This window comes from Carboxylicivirga sediminis, from assembly GCF_018156225.1.
GTDB lineage: Bacteria > Bacteroidota > Bacteroidia > Bacteroidales > Marinilabiliaceae > Carboxylicivirga > Carboxylicivirga sediminis.
This window is the reverse complement of sequence record NZ_JAGTAR010000001.1, coordinates 209,353-229,757: the sequence shown is the minus strand read 5'-3', so window position 1 is coordinate 229,757 and position 20,405 is coordinate 209,353. Positions and strand designations below refer to the sequence as shown.

Genomic DNA, 20,405 nt, shown 5'->3' with positions numbered 1-20,405 from the left:
TTATTTTCACCATTAATGGCGATTGATTGATGAAGTACTTTATCCCATATTCGAAAGAAAAAAGATATGGATAAAGTGCTCAGTCAAACGCCAAACGGACGTGTGTTTATTTGTCCCAATTGCAATAAAATTCATGTAGAGTTTCATAATTTCCTTTTTTCCTTCGATGATGAGGAGTACCGTTATTTTCAACGCTGCTTTGCCCGTATGGATGGGTGTTACTACGAAGCTGTTAACTCTGATATTGTTTATACGCGCAAGATAATTGTACCCATTGGTCATAAGAATGCATCAATGATGTTGAACCGTTATGAGTTGCACGAATTAAAGTCATTGCTCAAAGGTAGTGGAGCATCAAAGTCGCCTTCAGTTTTCTTATCGGTTAAGGAAATTGGTCTCGAGGTGGGGAGTAATTAATGGAGCTACTCATCATCAGTTGTTAACTATTTGTTGGGATTAAACGTTTGTAAGCTAATGAAAAAGAGATTTTTATGGTGATTTTATGAGCAGGTTGCCTTGAAACTATTGGTTGAAAAGCCCCACTAATGGCGATTGATGGGCATGCTTCATCAGGATACATTTGTATCAATCAAAACAATCAGTAAAATGAAGAAAACAGCAATAGTTTACGGCTCCAGTACCGGCAATACGCAGGCTGTAGCCGAAATGATTAATTCGCAATTAGATAACCAGGCTGACCTGATAAATGTAGATGAAGCATCCGCTTCTGATTTGGCAAACTATGATTTTCTGTTTTTAGGGACCAGCACCTGGGGTTTGGGCGATTTGCAGGACGATTGGGAGGGATTTATTACCGAGCTGCAGAGAGTTGACCTGGGTGGTAAACAGATAGCCCTGTTTGGTTTGGGCGATGCCGATGCTTATCCTGATACTTTTGTGGATGGTATGGGAACTATCTATAAGGCCATTGCCGGTAAAGGCTGTGAGGTGGTGGGCATGGTGTCGGTTGATGATTACAGCTACGATGCTTCAACAGCCGAATTGGAAGGACAATTGGTAGGACTGGCCATTGATGAAGATAATGAAAGTGATAAGACCCAAAGCCGTGTTGAGAGCTGGATAGGTGATTTACGGCCTCATCTTGATTAGAGATAAATGATGGTGGTGTCTATTATAGAGTTGACCTTTGACCATTTTTGCTTCTGCCACCAGAGCAAATAAATGAATAAGCCATAAAGCCAGTTGATTCCAATGTTCATTTGTAAAATACCGGATAAACGTATCCGGGTAAGTTTATTAATGGCTTGGCTTATTCATTTTTACTAGATTTTAAACCATCAGATTGCATGAAAGTATTTTGCCATCATATTTATGAATATAAAAAAGGCCTGCGTAACCTGATACTGCATACAATGGCCAGCAGCGATGTGTCGCTTGCTATAAAGAAGTTGGAAGCCAATGACATTCAATACCTCGTTCAGCCAGTGACTAAAAATAAGGTGAATGTGTTTTTTGGCGCGAATGAATGTGTGGAGGTAATCAAGTGCTTTTGCCACAAGCGCCTGAATGAACTATCGGCCGAAGAAGATTTTATTCTGGGGACGTTGCTTGGTTACAATCAGGTTATTCAATGTGCGCGCTATCTGAAAAGAAAAGAAGAAGCCCCTCTATTAAAAGAGGCTTCGTAAAATATTATAGTTTAATCTCGTTCAGATTCAAACCATCGGACTGGATGGAGCGTGCATACTTAACGGCTGGCAAGCCATACACCATGATGTAACCAATACGGTGATCATCTGGTATGCCAAAGGCTGCTTTAAGTTCTGTTGCAATTTGTTCCATCACAGCTTTCAGGAAACCGTTCCAAAGGGTGCCAATGCCCATGGTGTTGGCCAATAGTTCAAAGTAGCTCAGTGAAATAACACAATCGGCCACACCATTGCTGTTCTTTTCTGGTGCAGTGGCTATTATCAGGTGAGGGGCATCTCTGAATATCAAATCAATGCCTTTTGTTTCCCACATTTTCTGAATGGCTGCATACATCGACAGTGAACCTTCCAAAGGTGCTTTCTCATTAGCCTTTTTGATGGCATCATAAACAATGTTGCGCACCTTATCCATCTCCTCGCGGGTGTGAGTGAGCGACAGCAGTACCTGGTTTTTGTTATGGCCTGTTGGGGCGTGTGATGCACTTTTGAGCAGCTGTTCGATTGTTTCAGTCTTAACCTCTTCCTGTTTGAATTTACGAACAGAACGACGTGTGAGAATCAGGCGCTCCATATCATCAGATGATGGTATCTGGCTTGTTACCGGAATACTGTCTTCGGGATTTTTGCCGAAGATAGAGAGAGCTCCGGTTGGGCAGATAGCCAAACAATGCTGACATCTGATACAATTCTTTTCCTTACCCTCTTTAATGGCCGGTATCCCATTCTTACCGTCTATAATTAGAGTAGGACACTCCTTCGAGCAGAGGCCGCACTGGGTGCACTTAGCCTCGTCAATTTTAAAATCTAGCATTTGTCTTTACTTTTTGGGACGACAAATGTAAGCAATCCATTTAGCTTGAAAATATATTTTTATTTAAAGACTGTTTAATTGTGATGCCCTAAGTGTCAGTGTTGACTGTCCAACAAGTATTTGATTATGCTGGTATAACATCCTTCGGACTAACACCTTTAATCTTTTTAAACATCTGGGAAAATTTGGACAGGTTACTATAGCCCAAATCATAGCCTACCTCCATCACACTGTACCGACCGGTTTTTAGTCGACGGTAGGCTTCATCCATTTTGGCATGGGTAAAAAACTGATAGACTGAGCTATTAAACAAGGTTTTAAAGTCGCGCTGCAGTTTGGATACACTAATAGCGAACTGGGACGCCAGCTCTTCAATGCTGATTTTACTTTCTATCTGGGTCTCTATTTCCTTTTTAATAAGTAACAAGCGGTTGTTTTCATAAGGATGATTCAGGGCTGCTGATACAGCATTAATATAATTGAAAACACTGCCTTCTTCGATGTGTAGTTGTAGTTGCTTATTCTTTTCGTTCATTATTTTATAATTGGCTCTTAAAAATAGAAGAATCATTTGGTGTTAGCAACTTCATTCGTATACGCTGGTGCCGTTAGTTGAAGCTTATTTGACCCGATTGGGTATTTTGTTGACTTAATAGGGTTACAGTATCAGCTATACGCAATACAATTTTGTAGCTGTGAATTATTTTTAAAGTTAGAGTCATGAGTTACGAGATTAGAGCCCGTCTGAATTTCAGATATTTGTTTGTGTTATGGTTGCTGTTTGTTTCTGTTACTAAGGCTTTGGGGCAGGAGCCTGTAAATGAATCGCCGACTGTATTCCGGCCATATATTTCACGTGTACATTCCAATATAGAGTTCTACAATTTTAATCCCAATGAAGATGGCTTATACTGGGTAACTAATGCAAAATTAAATCTTAGTCAGCGTGACTTTATCAATATTGAACTCATTGGCGTATATCATCAGCGAGGTGGAGAGACCATCTGGACACCAGGTGACTTCAACCTGACGTATACGCGCGACTTTACACCTGCCAGCAAAACGAATCAAGGATGGCAAGGACTTTCTGCCTCAGCCAAGCTGGTAATGCCCACCGGTAAGCCTGAAAATGCGGGTTTATTTGGTCACTGGATATTGGAGCCTGCCATCCAGTATTCATGGCGTTTGAGTGATGAACGCTTTTTTATAAGTAACAAATGGCGCTATAACTTTCCGTTGGCCAACACGGCTGACTGGCCCGAACCCCCAATATTCATCCGTTTCGAGCCGCAGTTTGGCTATCAGGGTAACAGGTGGTCGGCCTCAGTAACAATGGATAACCGGATGGTGTACAACAGGGATGCTTTTGTCATATTTGCCCGCCTGGATGCCGGCTATAAGCTTAACTCCCAATTGGGAGTGAATGCCTTTTACACCAGGCGTGTCAGGCATACGGAATTGTTCAATACTTATGCTGGTATTGGCATTACCTATAGCTTCTGATAATTATCTATCTACTTGACTTATTGAGGAAAGGTGAGCCTAATTATCCTATTCGACTTCCCTTTTTGATTTTTTTGGATAAGTGCTTGACTAGAATGGGATAAAAGCTGACCTGAAGAAGTCGGATATTTGTATCACAATTTACAATGAAAGTAAAACTATAAAAAATATAATCATGAAGAAGATTCGTTTATCTTTTTTAGCAGCATTGCTAGGCTTTGCTGTTATGGCAGGCGCACAATCGCCTCCAATACAAGACATGCAAGAGGTAACACCTGAAATTGCTGAAGAGCGTGCAGAGCAGGAAAAAGCTAAGGCTGAGGTGCCAGATATAAAAGTGGGAAAGCTGTACTTTACACCTATTCCAGCATTGGCAGCAAACCCTGCATTTGGTTTTGTCTATGGTATGGCAGCATCTGGTAGTATCTTTTTAGGAGATCCTACAACCACTAAAATGTCAAATGCCTTGATGACGGCTACCTACACCACCAAAAATCAGCTGATGCTGGTGATGCGCGGTAATGTATATACCAACCAAAACAATTGGTTACTACAGGGAGACTATCGTTTTTTTGATTCATCGCAGCCAACATTTGGTTTAGGTACCGGAGCAGATGGTAATACGCTCATGCCTGGTGTATCACCGTTTGGCGATGATGAATTATACGAGGGAGAAGGCATGGAGTTTAATTTCTACAGGGCACATCAAACAGCACTAAGACAGGTGAAGCCTTCATTCTATCTGGGTGGTGGAATTCATTATGACCGTTTTTCCAATATCGACGATAACTTGTTGGATATAGAAAACGGCGTTTATACCAATCACTATGTATACAGTATGAAGCATGGATTTGATCCAACAGGTTATAGTCTGGTAGGTGCATCAGCAACAGCATTATATGATACGCGTGATAATATGGCCAATCCGTATACGGGGCGTTTTGCCAATATTTCGTATAAATACAATGCCGACTTTTTAGGGAGCGACCAGAGTTCGTCGACCCTGTGGATGGAATACCGCGATTACTTTAGTGTGAATAAAGAAGTACCACGTAACGTGATTGCTTTCTGGACCTATGCCAATGTAACCACACATGGGAACTTACCATATATGCTGATGCCGGCAACAGCCTGGGACCAGATGGGCCGCTCAGGTCGTGGCTATGCGCAGGGACGCTGGCGAGGTGATGATATGTTCTACGCTGAACTGGAATATCGCTTTCGATTACCACTTCTGGCTAAAAATCCCGACTTCTTAGGAGGGGTAGTATTTGCCAATACGACCTCTGCTTCGGCACGCGATGCAGATGTAAAGCTATTTGATAACTGGGCACATGCATTTGGTGTTGGTTTACGTATTCAAATCCAGAAAGCTACACGCACCAATCTGGGAATTGACTATGCGTGGGATCATAATGGCAATGGAGCATTGTACCTTAACCTAACAGAGTACTTTTAAATAGTATAATTTGTTCATCTAGATAAGTTTTCAATTCGTAAAGAGCCTGTTCAGTATCGTCTGTTCAGGCTTTTTTTGTGGTCGGACATTAAAAAGGATTTGGAATACAAGCATTAAATTAATGGCTACCTATAAAATTTCATTGAACCACCTCATCCCGGCCTTCTCCTCAAGGAGAAGGTGACATCACTTAGAAAAGCAACTGCCTCTAATCTAGAATAATATTATGTTTAAGTAAGGGCCTCCTCTCCTCGAAGGAGAGGACTGAGGTGAGGTGTTTTATTGCGAATTATACGTTTACAATTATCTTTTTAAATATCCGGATTTCCTCTTGAGGTGATGTGTTTTTACGATTTATAAGTTTGCTATTATCCATTATTGATTTACACTGCCCATAGGGGTATTTGATATTAAGTCATTAATAGCTAATTTGTTCTTCAAACATTTAATAATGTCGCAAGAAAATTTTGACAATCTGTTTTATGGTGCTAGTTCTGTTATTAGACAATTCGCTAAAGATATTAGAACTAGAATGACCCCTTCAGAGAAAATACTATGGTCTGAGTTAAGAAACAAAAAACTGGATGGATTAAAATTCCGACGACAGCATCCAATTGAGTATTACATCGCTGATTTTTATTGCCATGAAAAGAAACTGGTTATTGAGATTGATGGAGAAATTCATCTTTATCAGAAGCAGTATGATATTGGACGAACTGCAGAGCTTGAGAGGTTTGGTATTCAGGTAATCCGATTTAAAAATGAGGATGTTCTTTTTCGGGTTTCATCAGTTTTAAGTCAGATTAGTGATTGTTGTAGTCGCATCAACATAGAAGTTTAAGCGTATTACCTCATCTGGTTTTCAATTCGTAAAGAGCCTGTTCAGTATTGTCTGTTCAGGCTTTTTTGTTGTCATGGCAACTGTCATGGTCACACATTCTTAGCTTGTCCAATGTTTTGACTGTTTACGGCTCTCGACTGATAGGATAGGAGCCTTTTTTAGCTGACTTGCAACTTACTTTTGAAATGTAAACACAAGATTATTAATTTATAAAACATACGATGATGAGAGTAAGAAAATCGATTATTATAGGGCTGTTTTGGGCCCTTACATTTGGAGTTGGTATAAATGCGCAAAACTCCTTTTTTAATCCGGAAGTGCCAGATGTCGTTCAATACGAAGTAACCCCCGATGTTAAGTATGGAGAAGGGAAAGTGAATGCAAATGGTAAAGTTGCCATGAAAGACCTGACCATGGATGTTTACTATCCCAAAGGTGAATCAAGTGAACCTCGTCCTGCTGTTATTCTGACTTATGGAGGTAGCTTTCACCGAGGTAATCCCCGTTCTTCATATACTGGTTTTGGCGGACAGACTACATCAATGAGCCAGTACGCCATGCGTTATGCTGCTGAAGGTTTTGTGGTATTTACAGTTAACTATCGGGTAGCTCCCGACAATCCAATTGTAGACGAATATTCAGGATATACAGAAGATGATATCGATGTTAGCATATTCACAAACCCTGCAGCTGTAGCCCAAACAAACATGATCCGTCAGCAAATGGGGCTGGAAGCTTTAACCAACGAAAATGCTGAAGACGTTCTTAAAGCAGCTGTTTTGGCTGCCGGAGAGGACTTACGTACAGCAATTCGCCACATCAAGGCCGAAAGTGATGTTTATCAAATCAATCCTGATAAGATTGCATTGGGAGGTTTTTCAGCAGGAGCTGTTACTTCTATTAATGTGGCATATGGTATGCAGGAAAAGGTTTCTGCGGTTTTTACCAATTCAGGATTTGTAGCCGGATTGAAGATTGATAATAAACTTGCGACCGCTGAGAGTAATCCGCCAATTATGTTGTTTATGAGCGATAATGATTACCCGGTTGTAACTTTCTTAACTCAACCACTAATTCAGATTCTTAAGGCGAATGCCGTTGAATATCATTTTAACTGGGTGCCTGGATTTGGTCACTTCTATCCGGGTGGTGCCGTTACTTTATCAGATACAGGTGATAAAATCCCCTTAATTGAAAGAACCCTGGGTTTTTTGAAAGAAAAGCTCCAATAATAGTTGATTGTAAGGGTTTTGATACATGCCTAATGTGCCGTTATATTTTGACCGCAACGGATATGCAGGTGAACTAAATGGGTTAAAGGTTAAAGGGAATATATCGGTTATTTGTGATAAAAATAACGATAGTAATTCAACCAATTGATTAACCACAAAAAGACCGTTTACATATAATTAAGTCATCGGCTTTTTGTAAAAACAGTTAACACATGAAAAAGTATATTTTACTAGTTGCGACGACCCTATTAGCTTTCACTTCTTTTGCTCAGTCAGATAAAGAAGAGGTAAAAGCAATTAAGCAAGTTATTCAGACTGCATACCTGGATGGGACACAGAATATAGGCGATATGGATAAAATTGATGCCGGCTTTCATCCTGATTTTAGAATGCAGGTGCTTGAAGAGGATGGTAGTTTATCCAATGTCGACCGACAGGGATGGAAACAAATGGCTAAGGATAATTTGGAGAAAGGCATTTTGCCCCGCCCCGAAGGGAAACAGGTGAGTGTTAATATCTTGAATATTGATATAGAGAAGTATGCCGCAAGTGTTAAAATGGAATATATTCTGGAAGGTAAAACTATATATATCGATTATTTGCAATTGTATAAATTCTCTGATGGCTGGAAGATTGTAAATAAGATTTACTATACAGTAGGCCAATAGCGTATTTAAGCATAATGATTAAAAGCAGCTCTCAATAGTGGGAGTTGCTTTTATGGTTTATTGGGTATGCAATTTAAGCTTCTGCTCTATGAAACTACTTCAGGTTCTATTTTGACCAAAATGGGTAAGCAGATGAATGAAATGGGGTATAAACTAAAACCTATATATCGGTTCTTTGTGTATGAAGTAATTAAACCGAATTATAACCACAAAAGGAGGATTGGCCTAAGAAGTGATTGCCATCAGCTTTTTGATAAAACATTTAGACCGATGAAAAAATATATTTTACTGTTTACTGCGGCCCTTATAGGATTTACGTCTTTTGCTCAATCAGATATCAAAGAGGAAATGGCCATTAAGCGTGTTATTGAATCGGCTTATCTCGACGGTGTTCAGAATATTGGCGACATGGCCAAGATAGATGCCGGCTTTCATCCCGATTTTCGCATGCAGGTACTGAATAACAATGGCCGGTTGAGTAACGTGTCACTTACCGAGTTTAAGCAGCGCGTTAAAAATAATATGGTTGATGGCGTTTTGCCCCGCAAAGTAGGTAAGCATGTGAGTGTTGATTATTTGAGTATTGATATCAGCAACAATGCGGCGACAATCAAAATGGATTACATCCTGGAAGGAAAGTCGGTGTATATCGACTATATGCAGCTGTATAAATTTCCCGATGGTTGGAAAATTGTGAATAAGATATACCACACCGTGGAAGGATAGATAGGAAAATTGGTTTCCCAACAGGGCACCGCACTGCTGAATATCAGTTTTAACAATCATGGAGCAGTAGGTGCCCTTATTTAATTGGGAGCAACTGGTGATATAAGTTGCCAGTTCTTGCTCATTAATCAAGTTAATATACTTACTAAATAACAGTTGAACAGTTTAGTGTAACCATAACTAATTAACCATTACCACCAGCTCATGAAGATAAAGCTAGTAATTGCATTGCTTTTAGTGGTAGCCCTTAGCCAGGCACAGCAGTTTAATACACCATCTTCCAGTACTACTGCATTGGAAGAAACCGGTATATGGAATGGCCTGTACTTAAAAGTGCGCCTGAGTGATAAGATAGGCTACTATGGCGAACACCACTACCGGGTGCGCAACTCCCTCGATAATGTGACTTCGTTTTACGGACGTACCAGACAGGTTTATAACCGGGCGGGTATCAACATCTTTTTCAATAAGAACTTTGAGGCAGTGATTGGTCCAACTCTGGTGCTCAACTACACCCCCGAACCAGGTAATGACCAGTATGAAAAAATTACCTATGAGCCACGTATATGGCACCAGTGGCTGTTTAAAACACCCGATATGGGCCGGTTTAACCTGTATCATCAGTTCCGGTTTGAACACCGCTGGAAACGTAATAATAATGTGGGCGATGTGCACGATTATACCAACCGCTATCGCTATAAGTTTTTTGCCTATATCCCCTTAAACAAACCAACTATTACCGAAAAGACCTTGTATTTTTCGCCCAGTGCCGAAATATTTATGCATACCGGTAGTTCCATTGTGTATAATCCGCTGGAGGATTTCAGAACCTACAATGGCTTTGGCTATGTACTTAATAATAACGTCACCTTTTTTGTGGGGCACATGTGGACGCTCGGACAAAAAAGTGACGGAGCCTCTTATCGATCATCGCATATCCTGCGCTTCAATATTCAGCTGGGCTTTGATCTGAGAAAGCTGGAGAAGAAATTACCACGCCCTAACCTGGGCTATTAAACCAGTCAATACGAAGGCATTACCAAACTATCAAAATGATAAAACTAAAAGCATGAAACAATCCCTTAAAAATATTATTGCTGGCTTTGTATTATTAGTGTTTATGGCTCTTTGGCTGAAAAGTCATATGCAGATAAACGGACTAAACACCACCATGTCGCAGTACCGGGATGAACTGGCATTTTATCAATTGAAATCGCTGGCCGATTCCTTACTGAACAGTAAAGAGGATGCAAGGGCGCTGGAGTTGTTCGCCGTTATTGACAGTATGGGCAGTAGTAACCATTATTCAACCAGAGCGCGTGAGATAATTGAGGAGCGAAAGATGAATAATACCAGTTACACAAAGCTCGCTGATAAGTTGCGCAGAAGAAGCAATGCTATCAGGCAACTGCTGGCCAATAAACATGAGCTGAACGATAGCCTGGAGAGCGTTAAATCAAGTCTGGGTACCCTGCAGCATGAGAACGATTCTATGCGGATGTCCAATCAATATATCAGCCAGAAAGTGAATGAGCTGAGTGATAGTATAGGGGCCATTACCCCCATGGATGCCCTGGTACTGCAAAATGCCGATGGAGTGACCATACGCTATATAGGCGGTACTAACGATGGGCAGGCCGAGGGCTTTGGCTATGCCATATTCGACAGTAAAAGTTTTTATGAGGGCTATTGGCATAGCAACCAAAGGTGGGGCACTGGTAAATACCACTGGCCCAATGGCGATTTCTATGAGGGGGAGTACGCCAGCGACTTAAGAAATGGCTATGGTATCTACCACTTCAGCAGTGGTGAACTATACAAAGGGCATTGGAAAAATGACCTAAGGCATGGCCATGGTATTTTACTAAGTAAAGACGGCAAGGTGTTGTTTAGAGGTAAGTGGAAGGATAATGAGCCAGTCAAAAAAACGCCTAACCATTTATTAAACATCAGTCTGCTTGAGTAGCAGTTAAAAGCTCATCCCGGCCTTTCCGCTCTGGCTGAATAGATCCACCTAACAGGAGAAGATAAACGCATTTCAAAAGTTTTAGTATTGTAATCTGCTGTGTTTATGGTGTTGAGTTTGTCCGGCTCAGCCCTGCAAAAGATGCCATAAAAAAAGGAACTTCCGATGATGGAGGTTCCTTTTGTTGCTTTCAATAAACAGGGATTGTTTTTTTAAGCCATTTCTTCCACTTTATCAGTGCGCTTGCCTACCTGTTCGTTGTTGGTGGCAATTAGCTGCTCTACTGTTTGTGCGAAGCTGCTGATGGCTGTTTCATCAATTTTACCCAGCAGTTCAAGGTGTTCTGTTAGCTGGCCGTTGATGATTTTAATGACTTCCTTCTTCAGCAAGGTGGCATTGGCGTAGTTTTTCTCATCGGCCTTGTCCTCCTGGTAGTTGATAAATGATTCACTAAAGTTGGTCTGTGCCTGCTCAAGCGCCAAATAACTGGCTTCGGCTCCTGATAGTTGCTGTATGGCTGCCTGTAAGGCTGCATCTTTCAGGTCTTCAGTCAGCGATGTTGTTTTGGACGACTGTGTGGCGTAGTTATCATGCGTCATTTCCAGGCCGTAGTTCTCAAGTACAGTCATGATGCTTTTGGCTGCTTGTCTGATGGCTGCGTCAGGATGATGCGTAGCCCCCAGTACCAGGTAGTAGAAGCTGCGAAAGGCCTGGTCGCGGGCAGCATCTTTGTCTTCAAGTATTGATTTGGTCTTTAGGCGCTTTATCGCCTCAGTCAGCTGCTGCGAAACCGGTTGCAGGTTGGCCATTATTTTACTTAAATAGGGCATGGTAGCCAGGTTGCTATCCTTTGTGTAAACATCAAGGATATTACGCGCCAATGAGTCAGTTTCTGTGACGCGCGTAGATGGTGAAATCTTTTTCATTAGAATAATTTTAAGTTAATGTTTGGTGCTGTTTATTGAAATGTAGATTGAATATAAGTATAATATATTTATCATCATAATGGCTCAATAAAATTATACAATGATATTATTCATTAATATTATATGCTTGATATGCTGTATATAGTGCTATTTGTTGATTTGCCAGTAATCAGATTGTAAATTTTACCATACAAAATAATTGATGAATAGAATTAATTGAATGCATATGATTACTACTGAACAAAACTCCAAGGTATAATCGAAGTACACGTGCCAGAATGGGCACGTCACCTTTTTTGTTGGGCGGGTCGTGCTAGAGCTTGTAAGCCTTCCCCAACTACTTCGGCATCTCGTACTAGAGCTTGCATGCCTTCCCCAAGTGTTTCGGCAGCTCGTACTAGCGTTAGTAAGCCTTCCCCAAGTGCTTCGGCAACTCGTACTAGAGCTTGTACGCCTTCCCTAAATGCTTCGGCAGCTCTTACTGGAGCTTGTAAGCCTTCCCCAACTGCTTTGGCAGCTCATGCTGGAGCTGGCACGCCTTCCCCACCGGGGAAGATTCTCCACTCGGGGAGACACCCGCAGGGAGGGGGGATTTCAGGATAAAACACATAAGATGACGATAACTGGCATTATACAAGTGGATGACCTAATCGGGATAATGAATGCCCTGTATGGGAAAGTTTAAGGCTCAGTAACTCACCATTTTTGTGACTAAAGTATAATGAGAGTTTCAGGCTTGCAAAAGCCCATGTGCTTCAGAATTATTCATTTAAATATATAGTCATGAAAACAATTAGAAATTACGTATTAGTAGCACTGGCCATGCTTAGTGCCGGCCAACTATATGCCCAATCGGAGCAGGATGAGATTGCCCAGAAGTTACAAAATCCGCTGGCCAGCATTATTGCTCTGCCGGTTCAGTATAATATTGGTACAGGCACACCGGGGCTCGATGGTAATACCTTTACTGCCTCGTTTCAGCCCATTGTAGCTACCGATTTTAACAAATTCAGTATCGTTCACCGCGGGGTATTTGGTACCTCGTATGTGCCGGCAGCTGTTGGGGAGTCGGTAAGTACTACTGGTTTTACCGATTTAAACTACTCGTTCTTTATGGCTCCCAAAACCAAGGGAAAATTAAACTGGGGGGTAGGGCCATCCATTGATCTGCCAACTGCTACCGATCCCCTGTTAGGTAGTGGAAAATGGAGCGCCGGAGCCGGAATTGTAATGGTGTATCAAAACAAAAACTGGACCTTTGATATGGTCTTGCGTCAAACGCATTCGTTTGCCGGTGATAAGGATCGGGCCGATGTGAATCGTTTTGTGGGGCAAACGTTAGTAGCCTACGGACTGGGCAAAGGATGGGTCGTTAATACCTTCCCAACCATTACGGCCAACTGGAATGCTGAAAAGGGACAGAAATGGACCGTACCTGTAGGTGGTGGAGTTAGCAAACTGGTGTTTATGGGTAAGATACCTGTATCACTTGGCGTGCAGTATTACAACAATGTGATTCGTCCCGACTATGCTGGTAAGAGTGAGCTAAGGTTTGTAACAACCTTTGTGTTTGCTAAATAAAGCGGCAATAAATCAGTGATGATGCGATAGCTTATTATTTTAGTAGTTTTATATTGCCCGGTGTACAATGCCATTAAGTGTTGTGCTCCGGGCTTTTTTTATCATTAATAACCGGGTAAATCTATTCAACCTCGCTGAGGTTGATTGGTCATTTACATTGCACTTATCTGCAAATATTTATCTCCGCTGGAGATAATAAAACAACTTCGGAGAAGTTGAATATTTATAGAAATAATAAGCTTACCCTATTAATAACAATCCCGGCGGGATTGCATATCATATAGACGCTTCATTGTTTTTTTACATTTTTAATCGGCCTGTAATGTTTTTTTATATGAAATTACAACGGCACCACATCCTTCGGGTTAATCCCCTTTACTTTTTTAAACATCTCAGAAAACTTCGACAGGCTGTTGTAGCCTAAATCAAATCCCACCTGAGTAACGGTGTATTGTCCCGATTTAAGCCTGCGGTAAGCTTCATCCATTTTAGCATGGGTATAAAATTGGTATACCGATGAATTGAAAAGGGCTTTAAAATCGCGTTTAAGTTTAGAATCGCTTAAGCCAAATTCATTTGTAATATCCTCAATATTCAGTTTTCGGTCAAGATGGCTCAGTATGTAATGCTTAATATCCAAAAGTCTTTGGTAATCGTCATAATGTAAACCGTTTAAGCTATTCTTTTCCTGCTGGTTTTTTATAGTCCCCAGCAGTTGAGTGAATAGTTCCAGGCTACGCCCAATTACCAGTGCTTTACTACCAAATGCTGCCTTCTCAAAAAAGTAAATATCCCTTACCATATTCTCTAGTTCAACCAGAGCATTGGTATGATAGCCACGTGGTTCATCGTCGGGGAAGAGTGATTGTAATAAATCATTTGCTTCGGGGATTATTTGCAATAATGCCTTTCTGGAGAATTTAACAGATAATGAACGCATCTCAAGGTTAGCCGGGTAATGAGATGAAAGAGCAAACAGTCCGTTGTGAATAAATAAGCCTTTGGTCGTATCTGCATCCTCAAGTTCTTTATTTTGGTAGTCGCGTTCAATGTGCCCTTCTTTAATAAAAGTCAGGTGGTAAAAGTCTGTTCGTTCATCGGGTTGTCGATGAACATTCAATGCTTTACTAAGATTAACTTCTAACAGTGCCAATTCCAGGTCATCCAGAATGTTGTAGTGAGAAATATGAATTTTATCAAGCCCTTTCTTATAATCATAGGCATTTGTCGTTCGGGTACCACCGAATGTTTGTTCCAATAATTCTATATAGTTTCTAACACTACCTTCTTTTAGTTCTAAAGTGTATTGGTCTTCCTGCTCCATCAAACGATTAGTTTTAAATGTGAAATTAATAGATTATCGCCTTTTTAACAATTCTCGTAAATAAACAATGGCCGTGGAAGGATACCCTATGGGCGATAAGGGATAATAGCCAGCAGTTTTAGAACCTATATTTGTCATGTGAAAGTTCATAAAGCAATAGTGACTATCACCTTGTAACAGTTATAAGAGCATTTTATGCGATGATTGAAAAATAAAAATTTTTGTGTTATGAAAACGATAATTATAAATGTACGGCTGGCAAGCCTCATCTTAGTGGCTTTACTGATAACGAGCTTGAGTGTTTATGCACAGGAAAGCACTTTACCACAGAGTATTATTAAGCAAATGGAGCAGGCGATAGATAACAATGCGGATTATATCCATAATGTGTATAAGGATTTACATGCGAACCCAGAGCTTCCGTTTCAGGAAACAAGAACAGCAGGCGTTGTGGCTGATGAGCTGAGTAAGCTTGGTTTTGAAGTGCATACTGGCATTGGCAAAACCGGAGTGGCAGGAATCCTCCGAAATGGTGATGGGCCCGTGTTAATGTATCGGGGCGATATGGACGCATTGGCAATTAAAGAGGAAACAGAGTTAGCGTATGCCAGCCGTGAAACAGCCATTGGTCCCAATGGCCTTGAAGTTCCGGTATCGCACATGTGTGGGCACGATGCCAATACAACTTATGTTGTAGCATTGGCTCATACAATGAGCGCCATGAAAGAGCACTGGTCAGGTACCTTGGTATTAATTGCCCAACCCGCCGAAGAATTGGTTCAGGGAGCCCAGGCAATGGTGGACGATGGTTTATACACCAAATACAATGTGCCACAGCCTGATTATTTTTTAGCGCAGCATACAGGCCCTTTCCCAACTGGTACACTGCTTACAACCGATGGTCGTCTGACTACCGGAACCACCCATATGGACGTCACCTTTCATGGTATTGGCGGTCATGGTTCATCGCCTCATCATGCCATCGACCCGGTGGTAATGGCAGGTATGGCCATAGTGCAGTTGCAGACCGTGGTTTCGCGTTACACCGATCCTGAAGAGGTGGCAGTACTAACCATTGGAAGTGTTCAGGCTGGTGTGGAGCACAATGTGATTCCCACCGAATCACACCTGAAATTAAAGCTGCACTTCTCAACTAACGAAGTGATGAATAAGATGATAAAAGGCATCCATGATATTGTTAACGGTATAGCCATGGCAAATGGGGTTTCAGAAGACATGATGCCAACCATTACACAAAGTGGTTTTGGTCCGGCTATTTATAATGACCCTAATTTGATGGCCACCATACGAAATGCAAGCGAACGGGTAGATTTTGTTAATCACCGTCTGGATAATATTAGCCTGCCAGGCTCAGAAGATGCTTTTGCCCTGATTGATGGTTTGGAAAACGTAAAAGGAGCTTATTTATTTATTGGAACAGCAGAGCCTCAGCTTTTTGTCAATGCGCAGTCGCAGGGTAAAGAGTTTCCATTTTCGCCCCACGAGCCAAGCTACCAGGTCGACCTGAATGGGATAACCTTTGGCTCAAAAGTATCGGCTTTAGTGGCATTAGAGATTTTACAGAAGAAATAAGCAATAAAGCTGTTTATAACTTCACTACCTCGTGTTTTTGCACGGGGTAGTGTTGTCTAACTTATAATAGTTCGTTGTCATCTACAACGGCACCACATCCTTCGGGTTAATCCCCTTTACTTTTTTAAACATCTCTGAAAACTTCGACAGGCTGCTGTAGCCCAAATCAAAGCCTACCTCGGTTACCGAATACTGACCGGTTTTTAGCCTGCGGTAAGCTTCATCCATTTTAGCATGGGTGTAAAACTTATAAATAGATACATCATATAAACTTTTAAAATCACGCTTTAACTTCGACAGGCTTATGTGGTGCATCTCTGCTATGTTTTCGACTTTAATTATCTGGTTGAGGTTGGCCAGCAGGTAATCCTTAACTTCCACAATGCGATTGTAATCTTCCAGGTGCAGGCCATTGAGTTCATCCTTATCCAATTGCGTCTTTAACGATTGCATCAAAATGGGGAACAATTTCAGGCCGACAGACATAACATTGGGAGTACGTCCGTAACTGGTGTTTTCGTAATAAAATAAATCCTTTAGCTCCTTAGCCAATTCACTGTTGATGGCGGTGTGGTAGGCAAGTGGTTCTGCATCGGGAAACAGGCTGTTTAACAAGTCGAGTGATTCGGGCATTAGTTGATCAAACGCCTTTTTCGAGAATTTAAAGGCCATGGACTGCGTATTGCCTTTAGCCGGAAAAAATGACTTGAGCGGGAATAAACCATTGTAAATAAAAACACCATTAGAGGCACCTGCTTCGGTATATTGCTCTTTGTTGTCGATGTGTTGTTTTATCTGACCCTGATTCACCATGTTGAAATGAAAATAATCGGCACGGTCATCCGGTTCACGTTCAACTATCAACTTCTGATGGTAGTCCAGCTGGGCGAGTGTTACCTCAAATTCAGGAATTAGATTGTAATAGGAAATACTTAGGCGGCTATTGCCAACATGGTAATCCAGGCGATTTTCGACTCTTGTACCTCCAATTTTAGCTTGCAAAGCATCCAGGTAGTTCGAGGTAATGCCTTCTTTTACCTTCAAATGTAGAGTATTCTCGTTATTCATAATGTTTAAAAGTAGCATATACATTCAAATATACCTACTTTCATATTGTTTTTGTCTTTTTGAATTGATGCCTGAACGTTTTGGAATAGTGCAGGCAGTTATTCAGGTGCATCTTTGTATTAGAATTTTAAGAGTAAACAATCACGAATTAAAATAATGGTATTATGAAAACGAAAAAATTTATACCTGTAGTTGTGGCAACATTGCTTATTAACTTAGTTGCATGTGCAAATAATGATACCTTGAACGATGAAGGTAAAAAAGAGATAAAACAAACAGAGAAGCAAGATAAGGCCACGAAGCCTATTAGCTATTTTGCCGATGATATTGAAGCATCTGAGGCGCAGACATATCGCACAGCCTACCGGGCACTCAACTTTATTAAAGCTGATGATACCGGAACATACTCGTTCCTTAACCTGCCCGAAGTGTCGCCTACCGCCACCCTTTACCGCGAGGGGCAAGTAGCCATGCTCGAAGAGGAGTTGGATGAAAAGCTTTGGGATACCATGACGGATACCAATGCGGGTAAAATGCCATTGAGAGATTTGGTAGAGAATGACAGTGCACGTATGCAGGGGCTGTTAGTGATACACGATGGTAAAATTGCTTTGGAAAAATACATGGGTATGCGCCCAACTGATAAGCATGTGTGGTTTTCGGCTTCTAAAACATTAACCGGTATATTGGTGCACATGCTGGAAGAGGACGGTTTGATAGATTTTGAGAAAAATGTAACACATTATATTCCGGAGTACGATAGTGAAGACTGGCAAAAGGTGAAGGTAAAGCATTTGCTGCACCATGTTTCAGGAATGGATTATGTGGAGACCAACAAGAACTTTAAAACGCCTGGTCACCCACTGGCTGTTGGATTTGCCTATGCCATTGCTACCCGTCATGAAGTTTCAGATAAGTCATTGTTTGACATTATGCGTGATGTAAAGCTATATATAGAGCCGGGCACCGCCTTTGATTATTCTACCATGAATACTCAGATACTTGGAATGATAGTAGAACGCGTAACCGGCCAGCGTTTTGAAGATGCCATGAGTCAGCGTTTATGGACGCAGATAGGTATGGAAAGTGAAGGTGCTTATGCACTGACGCCACAAGGCGAAATTTTAAACGGAGCCATTTTCTCATCACGCTTGCGCGATATGGGGCGTTACGGAATGATTTATACCGATAGCTGGAACAAAGTGGCTGAGCACCAACTGGTAAGCGATACGTATTTTGATAAGGTGTATGATAACACTTATAGCGATGCTTATCTGAAAGGGGAACAAGGAACCAATAATGCCAAATATTTTGGCGAGGTACCATCGCATGCCAGCTACCAGTGGGATGCTGTATTTAACGATGGTGACATGTACAAGGCTGGTCGCTATGGTCAGGGCATATATGTATCACCCGAAACCAATACAGTGGTGGTATGGTTCTCAACAGTATATGAAAACCTGCTTTACTTCCCTGGGTTTGCCCGCCAGATTATTCAGGAGCATTACAGGTAATTGTGAGTAAATAATCGTCAGTGGTCAGTAGTCATTAGTGTGTGGCTACTGACTTTTTTATGTGCAGTTTTTATAAAGGCACTGCATCTGTTGGATTAATTCGGTGGCAATCCCCCATCGCCTTCGGCACTTGCCAATTTGTGTTAGTCTTTTAAAGGTATTAGCGAAACTTTGTTTTCACCAATGTGGTAGATTCGCCCCTTGGGGAGACACCCGCAGGGAGAGGGAGATTTTTTCTGCATCTGCTTCTCCTTTTACTCTGCGATAAAAAAACTCACCGCCGAGAACGCAAAGAGCGCAGAGGTCTGACCACCTCATCAAAACCTCTTTCCACAAAGCAGAATAAGCTAAGAACTCATCTTTTCCAAAGTTTTAAACTTTGGAAAAGGTTTAAGTTGACGGCTTCTTTTCCCTGAGTAGAGGATTGAAGCTGTAATTCCTCCGCGTCCTCCTTCTACTCTGCGGTAAAACTAAAATAAGCGAACAAGCAGTATGCAGCTTCTTACAACGCCACCACATCACTTGGGCTAATCCCTTTTACTTTCTTAAACATCTCCGAGAACTTTGACAGGCTATTGTAGCCCAGGTCGTAGCCTACCTCGGTAACCGAGTATTGCCCCGATTGGAGGCGGCGATAGGCCTCATCCATTTTAGCATGGGTGTAGAACTTGTAGATGGTCGTATTAAACAGCGCTTTAAAGTCGCGGTTGAGCTTAGAGATGCTAATGGCAAATTCTTCAGCAATGGCCTCTACGTTAATGGTGCCGGCGAATGACTCCTGCAGGTGTTTTTTGATGCGCATCAAGCGATTATAATCGTCAATATGCAGGCCGTTCAGCTCATCATCGTCCATTTGCTCCATCACCTTTAAAGTTATGGCAAAAGCTTCTATTGCCCGGGCTTTAATCAAAGCACTGGTGCCAAATCCGCCCTTGTGATAGTGAAATATATCATCAACAAGCTGGTTGACTTCGCTGGTGGTGGGAATATGGTAGGCTAGGCCTCCCTGAGTCTGATACATTTTACTAATCTGCGGCAAGGCTTCTGGTATCAGATGCTTAAGGGCTTCTTTTTTAAACTTATAGGCGATGGATCTGTATGGCATATTGGCCGGAAACTCAGCCACCAAAGGAAACATGCCATTGTAAAAGAAAATGCCTTTTGCACTGTCGGCTTCCAAATGTTGATGCTGATTGTTGTACGATTGGGAAAATTCGCCGGTATGGATGATGATGAGGTGCAGATAATCAGGATTCCCATCTGGAACACGTTCTAAAAGTATTGGTTCATAGTGGATGGCATCCATAATGCCAATCTCAATGCCATCAGCAATATATTGTATGGCAGCATGAATTTGAGTTTTAGTGTTACGAAAATGATAGTGATTATCTTTATACTTTCCACCAAAATGTTCATACAATGCTTTGATATAGTTGTCAAAAGCACCTTCCTTAAACGATAGAGTCAGGGGTGTTGGTTTCATGCCGTGTGATTGTTTAATGCAAAAATAAAGTTTGTCAGAG

The 20,405-nt window shown here is 41.5% G+C and carries 20 protein-coding genes; 14 read left to right on the top strand and 6 right to left on the bottom strand.

From position 1 onward, the window contains the following. The first annotated feature begins 66 nt into the window (after nt 1-66). The 3 genes from KDU71_RS00870 (at nt 67) to KDU71_RS00860 (ending at nt 1,649) form a co-directional block, all read left to right on the top strand. Entirely contained in the window at nt 67-417 is a 351-nt protein-coding gene (locus tag KDU71_RS00870; RefSeq protein WP_212188002.1) for a DUF6686 family protein, read from the top strand. Nucleotides 418-606: 189 nt separating this feature from the next. Then, nucleotides 607-1,110, top strand: a complete 504-nt coding sequence (locus KDU71_RS00865) for a flavodoxin (RefSeq protein WP_212188001.1) — start codon at nt 607-609, stop codon at nt 1,108-1,110. Between the two features lie 197 nt (nt 1,111-1,307). Continuing rightward, entirely contained in the window at nt 1,308-1,649 is a 342-nt protein-coding gene (locus tag KDU71_RS00860; protein WP_212188000.1) for a DUF2023 family protein, read from the top strand. 4 nt (nt 1,650-1,653) lie between these two features. On the opposite strand, the gene KDU71_RS00855 is transcribed toward KDU71_RS00860, so the two are convergent. After that, the gene (locus tag KDU71_RS00855) at nt 1,654-2,481 is read right to left on the bottom strand and encodes a nitroreductase family protein (protein WP_212187999.1); all 828 of its coding nucleotides are present in this window, start codon (nt 2,479-2,481) and stop codon (nt 1,654-1,656) included. Between the two features lie 124 nt (nt 2,482-2,605). Further along, a complete protein-coding gene (locus KDU71_RS00850) occupies nt 2,606-3,016 on the bottom strand; it encodes a helix-turn-helix domain-containing protein (RefSeq protein ID WP_212187998.1) in 411 nt (136 codons plus the stop codon). A gap of 185 nt (nt 3,017-3,201) precedes the next feature. Here KDU71_RS00850 and KDU71_RS00845 point away from each other — a divergent pair, with 185 nt between their 5' ends. The 8 genes from KDU71_RS00845 to KDU71_RS00810 all read left to right on the top strand — a co-directional run bounded on the left by KDU71_RS00845 (nt 3,202) and on the right by KDU71_RS00810 (nt 10,876). Next, complete coding sequence (locus KDU71_RS00845) at nt 3,202-3,984, top strand: hypothetical protein (RefSeq protein WP_212187997.1); 783 nt, start codon at nt 3,202-3,204, stop codon at nt 3,982-3,984. A 175-nt stretch (nt 3,985-4,159) separates the two neighbouring features. Then, nucleotides 4,160-5,443, top strand: coding sequence for a BamA/TamA family outer membrane protein (locus KDU71_RS00840; protein WP_212187996.1), 1,284 nt, complete (start codon nt 4,160-4,162; stop codon nt 5,441-5,443). Between the two features lie 451 nt (nt 5,444-5,894). Further along, a complete protein-coding gene (locus KDU71_RS00835; RefSeq protein ID WP_212187995.1) occupies nt 5,895-6,284 on the top strand; it encodes an endonuclease domain-containing protein in 390 nt (129 codons plus the stop codon). A gap of 224 nt (nt 6,285-6,508) precedes the next feature. Next, the gene (locus tag KDU71_RS00830) at nt 6,509-7,516 is read left to right on the top strand and encodes an alpha/beta hydrolase (RefSeq protein ID WP_212187994.1); all 1,008 of its coding nucleotides are present in this window, start codon (nt 6,509-6,511) and stop codon (nt 7,514-7,516) included. Between the two features lie 212 nt (nt 7,517-7,728). Next, entirely contained in the window at nt 7,729-8,184 is a 456-nt protein-coding gene (locus tag KDU71_RS00825) for a nuclear transport factor 2 family protein (RefSeq protein ID WP_212187993.1), read from the top strand. Nucleotides 8,185-8,454: 270 nt separating this feature from the next. Continuing rightward, nucleotides 8,455-8,910 (top strand): nuclear transport factor 2 family protein, encoded by a 456-nt coding sequence (locus KDU71_RS00820; protein WP_212187992.1) that lies wholly within the window; start codon nt 8,455-8,457, stop codon nt 8,908-8,910. A gap of 204 nt (nt 8,911-9,114) precedes the next feature. Beyond that, nucleotides 9,115-9,927 (top strand): DUF2490 domain-containing protein, encoded by an 813-nt coding sequence (locus tag KDU71_RS00815; RefSeq protein ID WP_212187991.1) that lies wholly within the window; start codon nt 9,115-9,117, stop codon nt 9,925-9,927. A gap of 52 nt (nt 9,928-9,979) precedes the next feature. After that, a complete protein-coding gene (locus KDU71_RS00810) occupies nt 9,980-10,876 on the top strand; it encodes an MORN repeat-containing protein (protein WP_212187990.1) in 897 nt (298 codons plus the stop codon). Nucleotides 10,877-11,088: 212 nt separating this feature from the next. Here KDU71_RS00810 and KDU71_RS00805 read toward each other — a convergent pair whose 3' ends face one another. Then, complete coding sequence (locus KDU71_RS00805) at nt 11,089-11,802, bottom strand: DUF6261 family protein (protein WP_212187989.1); 714 nt, start codon at nt 11,800-11,802, stop codon at nt 11,089-11,091. Nucleotides 11,803-12,585: 783 nt separating this feature from the next. Here KDU71_RS00805 and KDU71_RS00800 point away from each other — a divergent pair. Next, the gene (locus KDU71_RS00800) at nt 12,586-13,383 is read left to right on the top strand and encodes a hypothetical protein (RefSeq protein WP_212187988.1); all 798 of its coding nucleotides are present in this window, start codon (nt 12,586-12,588) and stop codon (nt 13,381-13,383) included. Between the two features lie 340 nt (nt 13,384-13,723). On the opposite strand, the gene KDU71_RS00795 is transcribed toward KDU71_RS00800, so the two are convergent. Continuing rightward, nucleotides 13,724-14,707: a helix-turn-helix domain-containing protein gene (locus KDU71_RS00795; protein WP_212187987.1), complete on the bottom strand. Its 984-nt coding sequence runs from the start codon at nt 14,705-14,707 to the stop codon at nt 13,724-13,726. Nucleotides 14,708-14,935: 228 nt separating this feature from the next. Between KDU71_RS00795 and KDU71_RS00790 the strand changes: the two genes are divergently transcribed. After that, nucleotides 14,936-16,300, top strand: a complete 1,365-nt coding sequence (locus KDU71_RS00790; protein WP_212187986.1) for an amidohydrolase — start codon at nt 14,936-14,938, stop codon at nt 16,298-16,300. Between the two features lie 81 nt (nt 16,301-16,381). Here the strand turns inward: KDU71_RS00790 and KDU71_RS00785 are convergent, their stop codons facing one another. After that, nucleotides 16,382-17,368 carry a helix-turn-helix domain-containing protein gene (locus KDU71_RS00785; protein WP_212187985.1) on the bottom strand — a complete coding sequence of 329 codons (987 nt, stop codon included), beginning with the start codon at nt 17,366-17,368 and terminating at the stop codon, nt 16,382-16,384. Nucleotides 17,369-17,532: 164 nt separating this feature from the next. On the opposite strand from KDU71_RS00785, the gene KDU71_RS00780 reads away from it, so the two are divergent. Continuing rightward, nucleotides 17,533-18,882: a serine hydrolase domain-containing protein gene (locus tag KDU71_RS00780; protein WP_212187984.1), complete on the top strand. Its 1,350-nt coding sequence runs from the start codon at nt 17,533-17,535 to the stop codon at nt 18,880-18,882. A gap of 502 nt (nt 18,883-19,384) precedes the next feature. On the opposite strand, the gene KDU71_RS00775 is transcribed toward KDU71_RS00780, so the two are convergent. Continuing rightward, on the bottom strand, nt 19,385-20,365 hold the full coding sequence (locus tag KDU71_RS00775) for a helix-turn-helix domain-containing protein (RefSeq protein WP_212187983.1): 981 nt from the start codon (nt 20,363-20,365) through the stop codon (nt 19,385-19,387). Between the last annotated feature and the right edge of the window lie 40 nt (nt 20,366-20,405).

What these genes read in the sequence shown, in the direction of transcription:
- KDU71_RS00870 (WP_212188002.1), top strand. Translation starts at nt 67, where the DNA reads ATGGATAAAGTGCTCAGTCAAACGCCAAACGGACGTGTGTTTATTTGT.
- KDU71_RS00865 (WP_212188001.1), top strand. Translation starts at nt 607, where the DNA reads ATGAAGAAAACAGCAATAGTTTACGGCTCCAGTACCGGCAATACGCAG.
- KDU71_RS00860 (WP_212188000.1), top strand. Translation starts at nt 1,308, where the DNA reads ATGAAAGTATTTTGCCATCATATTTATGAATATAAAAAAGGCCTGCGT.
- KDU71_RS00855 (WP_212187999.1), bottom strand. Translation starts at nt 2,481, where the DNA reads ATGCTAGATTTTAAAATTGACGAGGCTAAGTGCACCCAGTGCGGCCTC.
- KDU71_RS00850 (WP_212187998.1), bottom strand. Translation starts at nt 3,016, where the DNA reads ATGAACGAAAAGAATAAGCAACTACAACTACACATCGAAGAAGGCAGT.
- KDU71_RS00845 (WP_212187997.1), top strand. Translation starts at nt 3,202, where the DNA reads ATGAGTTACGAGATTAGAGCCCGTCTGAATTTCAGATATTTGTTTGTG.
- KDU71_RS00840 (WP_212187996.1), top strand. Translation starts at nt 4,160, where the DNA reads ATGAAGAAGATTCGTTTATCTTTTTTAGCAGCATTGCTAGGCTTTGCT.
- KDU71_RS00835 (WP_212187995.1), top strand. Translation starts at nt 5,895, where the DNA reads ATGTCGCAAGAAAATTTTGACAATCTGTTTTATGGTGCTAGTTCTGTT.
- KDU71_RS00830 (WP_212187994.1), top strand. Translation starts at nt 6,509, where the DNA reads ATGAGAGTAAGAAAATCGATTATTATAGGGCTGTTTTGGGCCCTTACA.
- KDU71_RS00825 (WP_212187993.1), top strand. Translation starts at nt 7,729, where the DNA reads ATGAAAAAGTATATTTTACTAGTTGCGACGACCCTATTAGCTTTCACT.
- KDU71_RS00820 (WP_212187992.1), top strand. Translation starts at nt 8,455, where the DNA reads ATGAAAAAATATATTTTACTGTTTACTGCGGCCCTTATAGGATTTACG.
- KDU71_RS00815 (WP_212187991.1), top strand. Translation starts at nt 9,115, where the DNA reads ATGAAGATAAAGCTAGTAATTGCATTGCTTTTAGTGGTAGCCCTTAGC.
- KDU71_RS00810 (WP_212187990.1), top strand. Translation starts at nt 9,980, where the DNA reads ATGAAACAATCCCTTAAAAATATTATTGCTGGCTTTGTATTATTAGTG.
- KDU71_RS00805 (WP_212187989.1), bottom strand. Translation starts at nt 11,802, where the DNA reads ATGAAAAAGATTTCACCATCTACGCGCGTCACAGAAACTGACTCATTG.
- KDU71_RS00800 (WP_212187988.1), top strand. Translation starts at nt 12,586, where the DNA reads ATGAAAACAATTAGAAATTACGTATTAGTAGCACTGGCCATGCTTAGT.
- KDU71_RS00795 (WP_212187987.1), bottom strand. Translation starts at nt 14,707, where the DNA reads ATGGAGCAGGAAGACCAATACACTTTAGAACTAAAAGAAGGTAGTGTT.
- KDU71_RS00790 (WP_212187986.1), top strand. Translation starts at nt 14,936, where the DNA reads ATGAAAACGATAATTATAAATGTACGGCTGGCAAGCCTCATCTTAGTG.
- KDU71_RS00785 (WP_212187985.1), bottom strand. Translation starts at nt 17,368, where the DNA reads ATGAATAACGAGAATACTCTACATTTGAAGGTAAAAGAAGGCATTACC.
- KDU71_RS00780 (WP_212187984.1), top strand. Translation starts at nt 17,533, where the DNA reads ATGAAAACGAAAAAATTTATACCTGTAGTTGTGGCAACATTGCTTATT.
- KDU71_RS00775 (WP_212187983.1), bottom strand. Translation starts at nt 20,365, where the DNA reads ATGAAACCAACACCCCTGACTCTATCGTTTAAGGAAGGTGCTTTTGAC.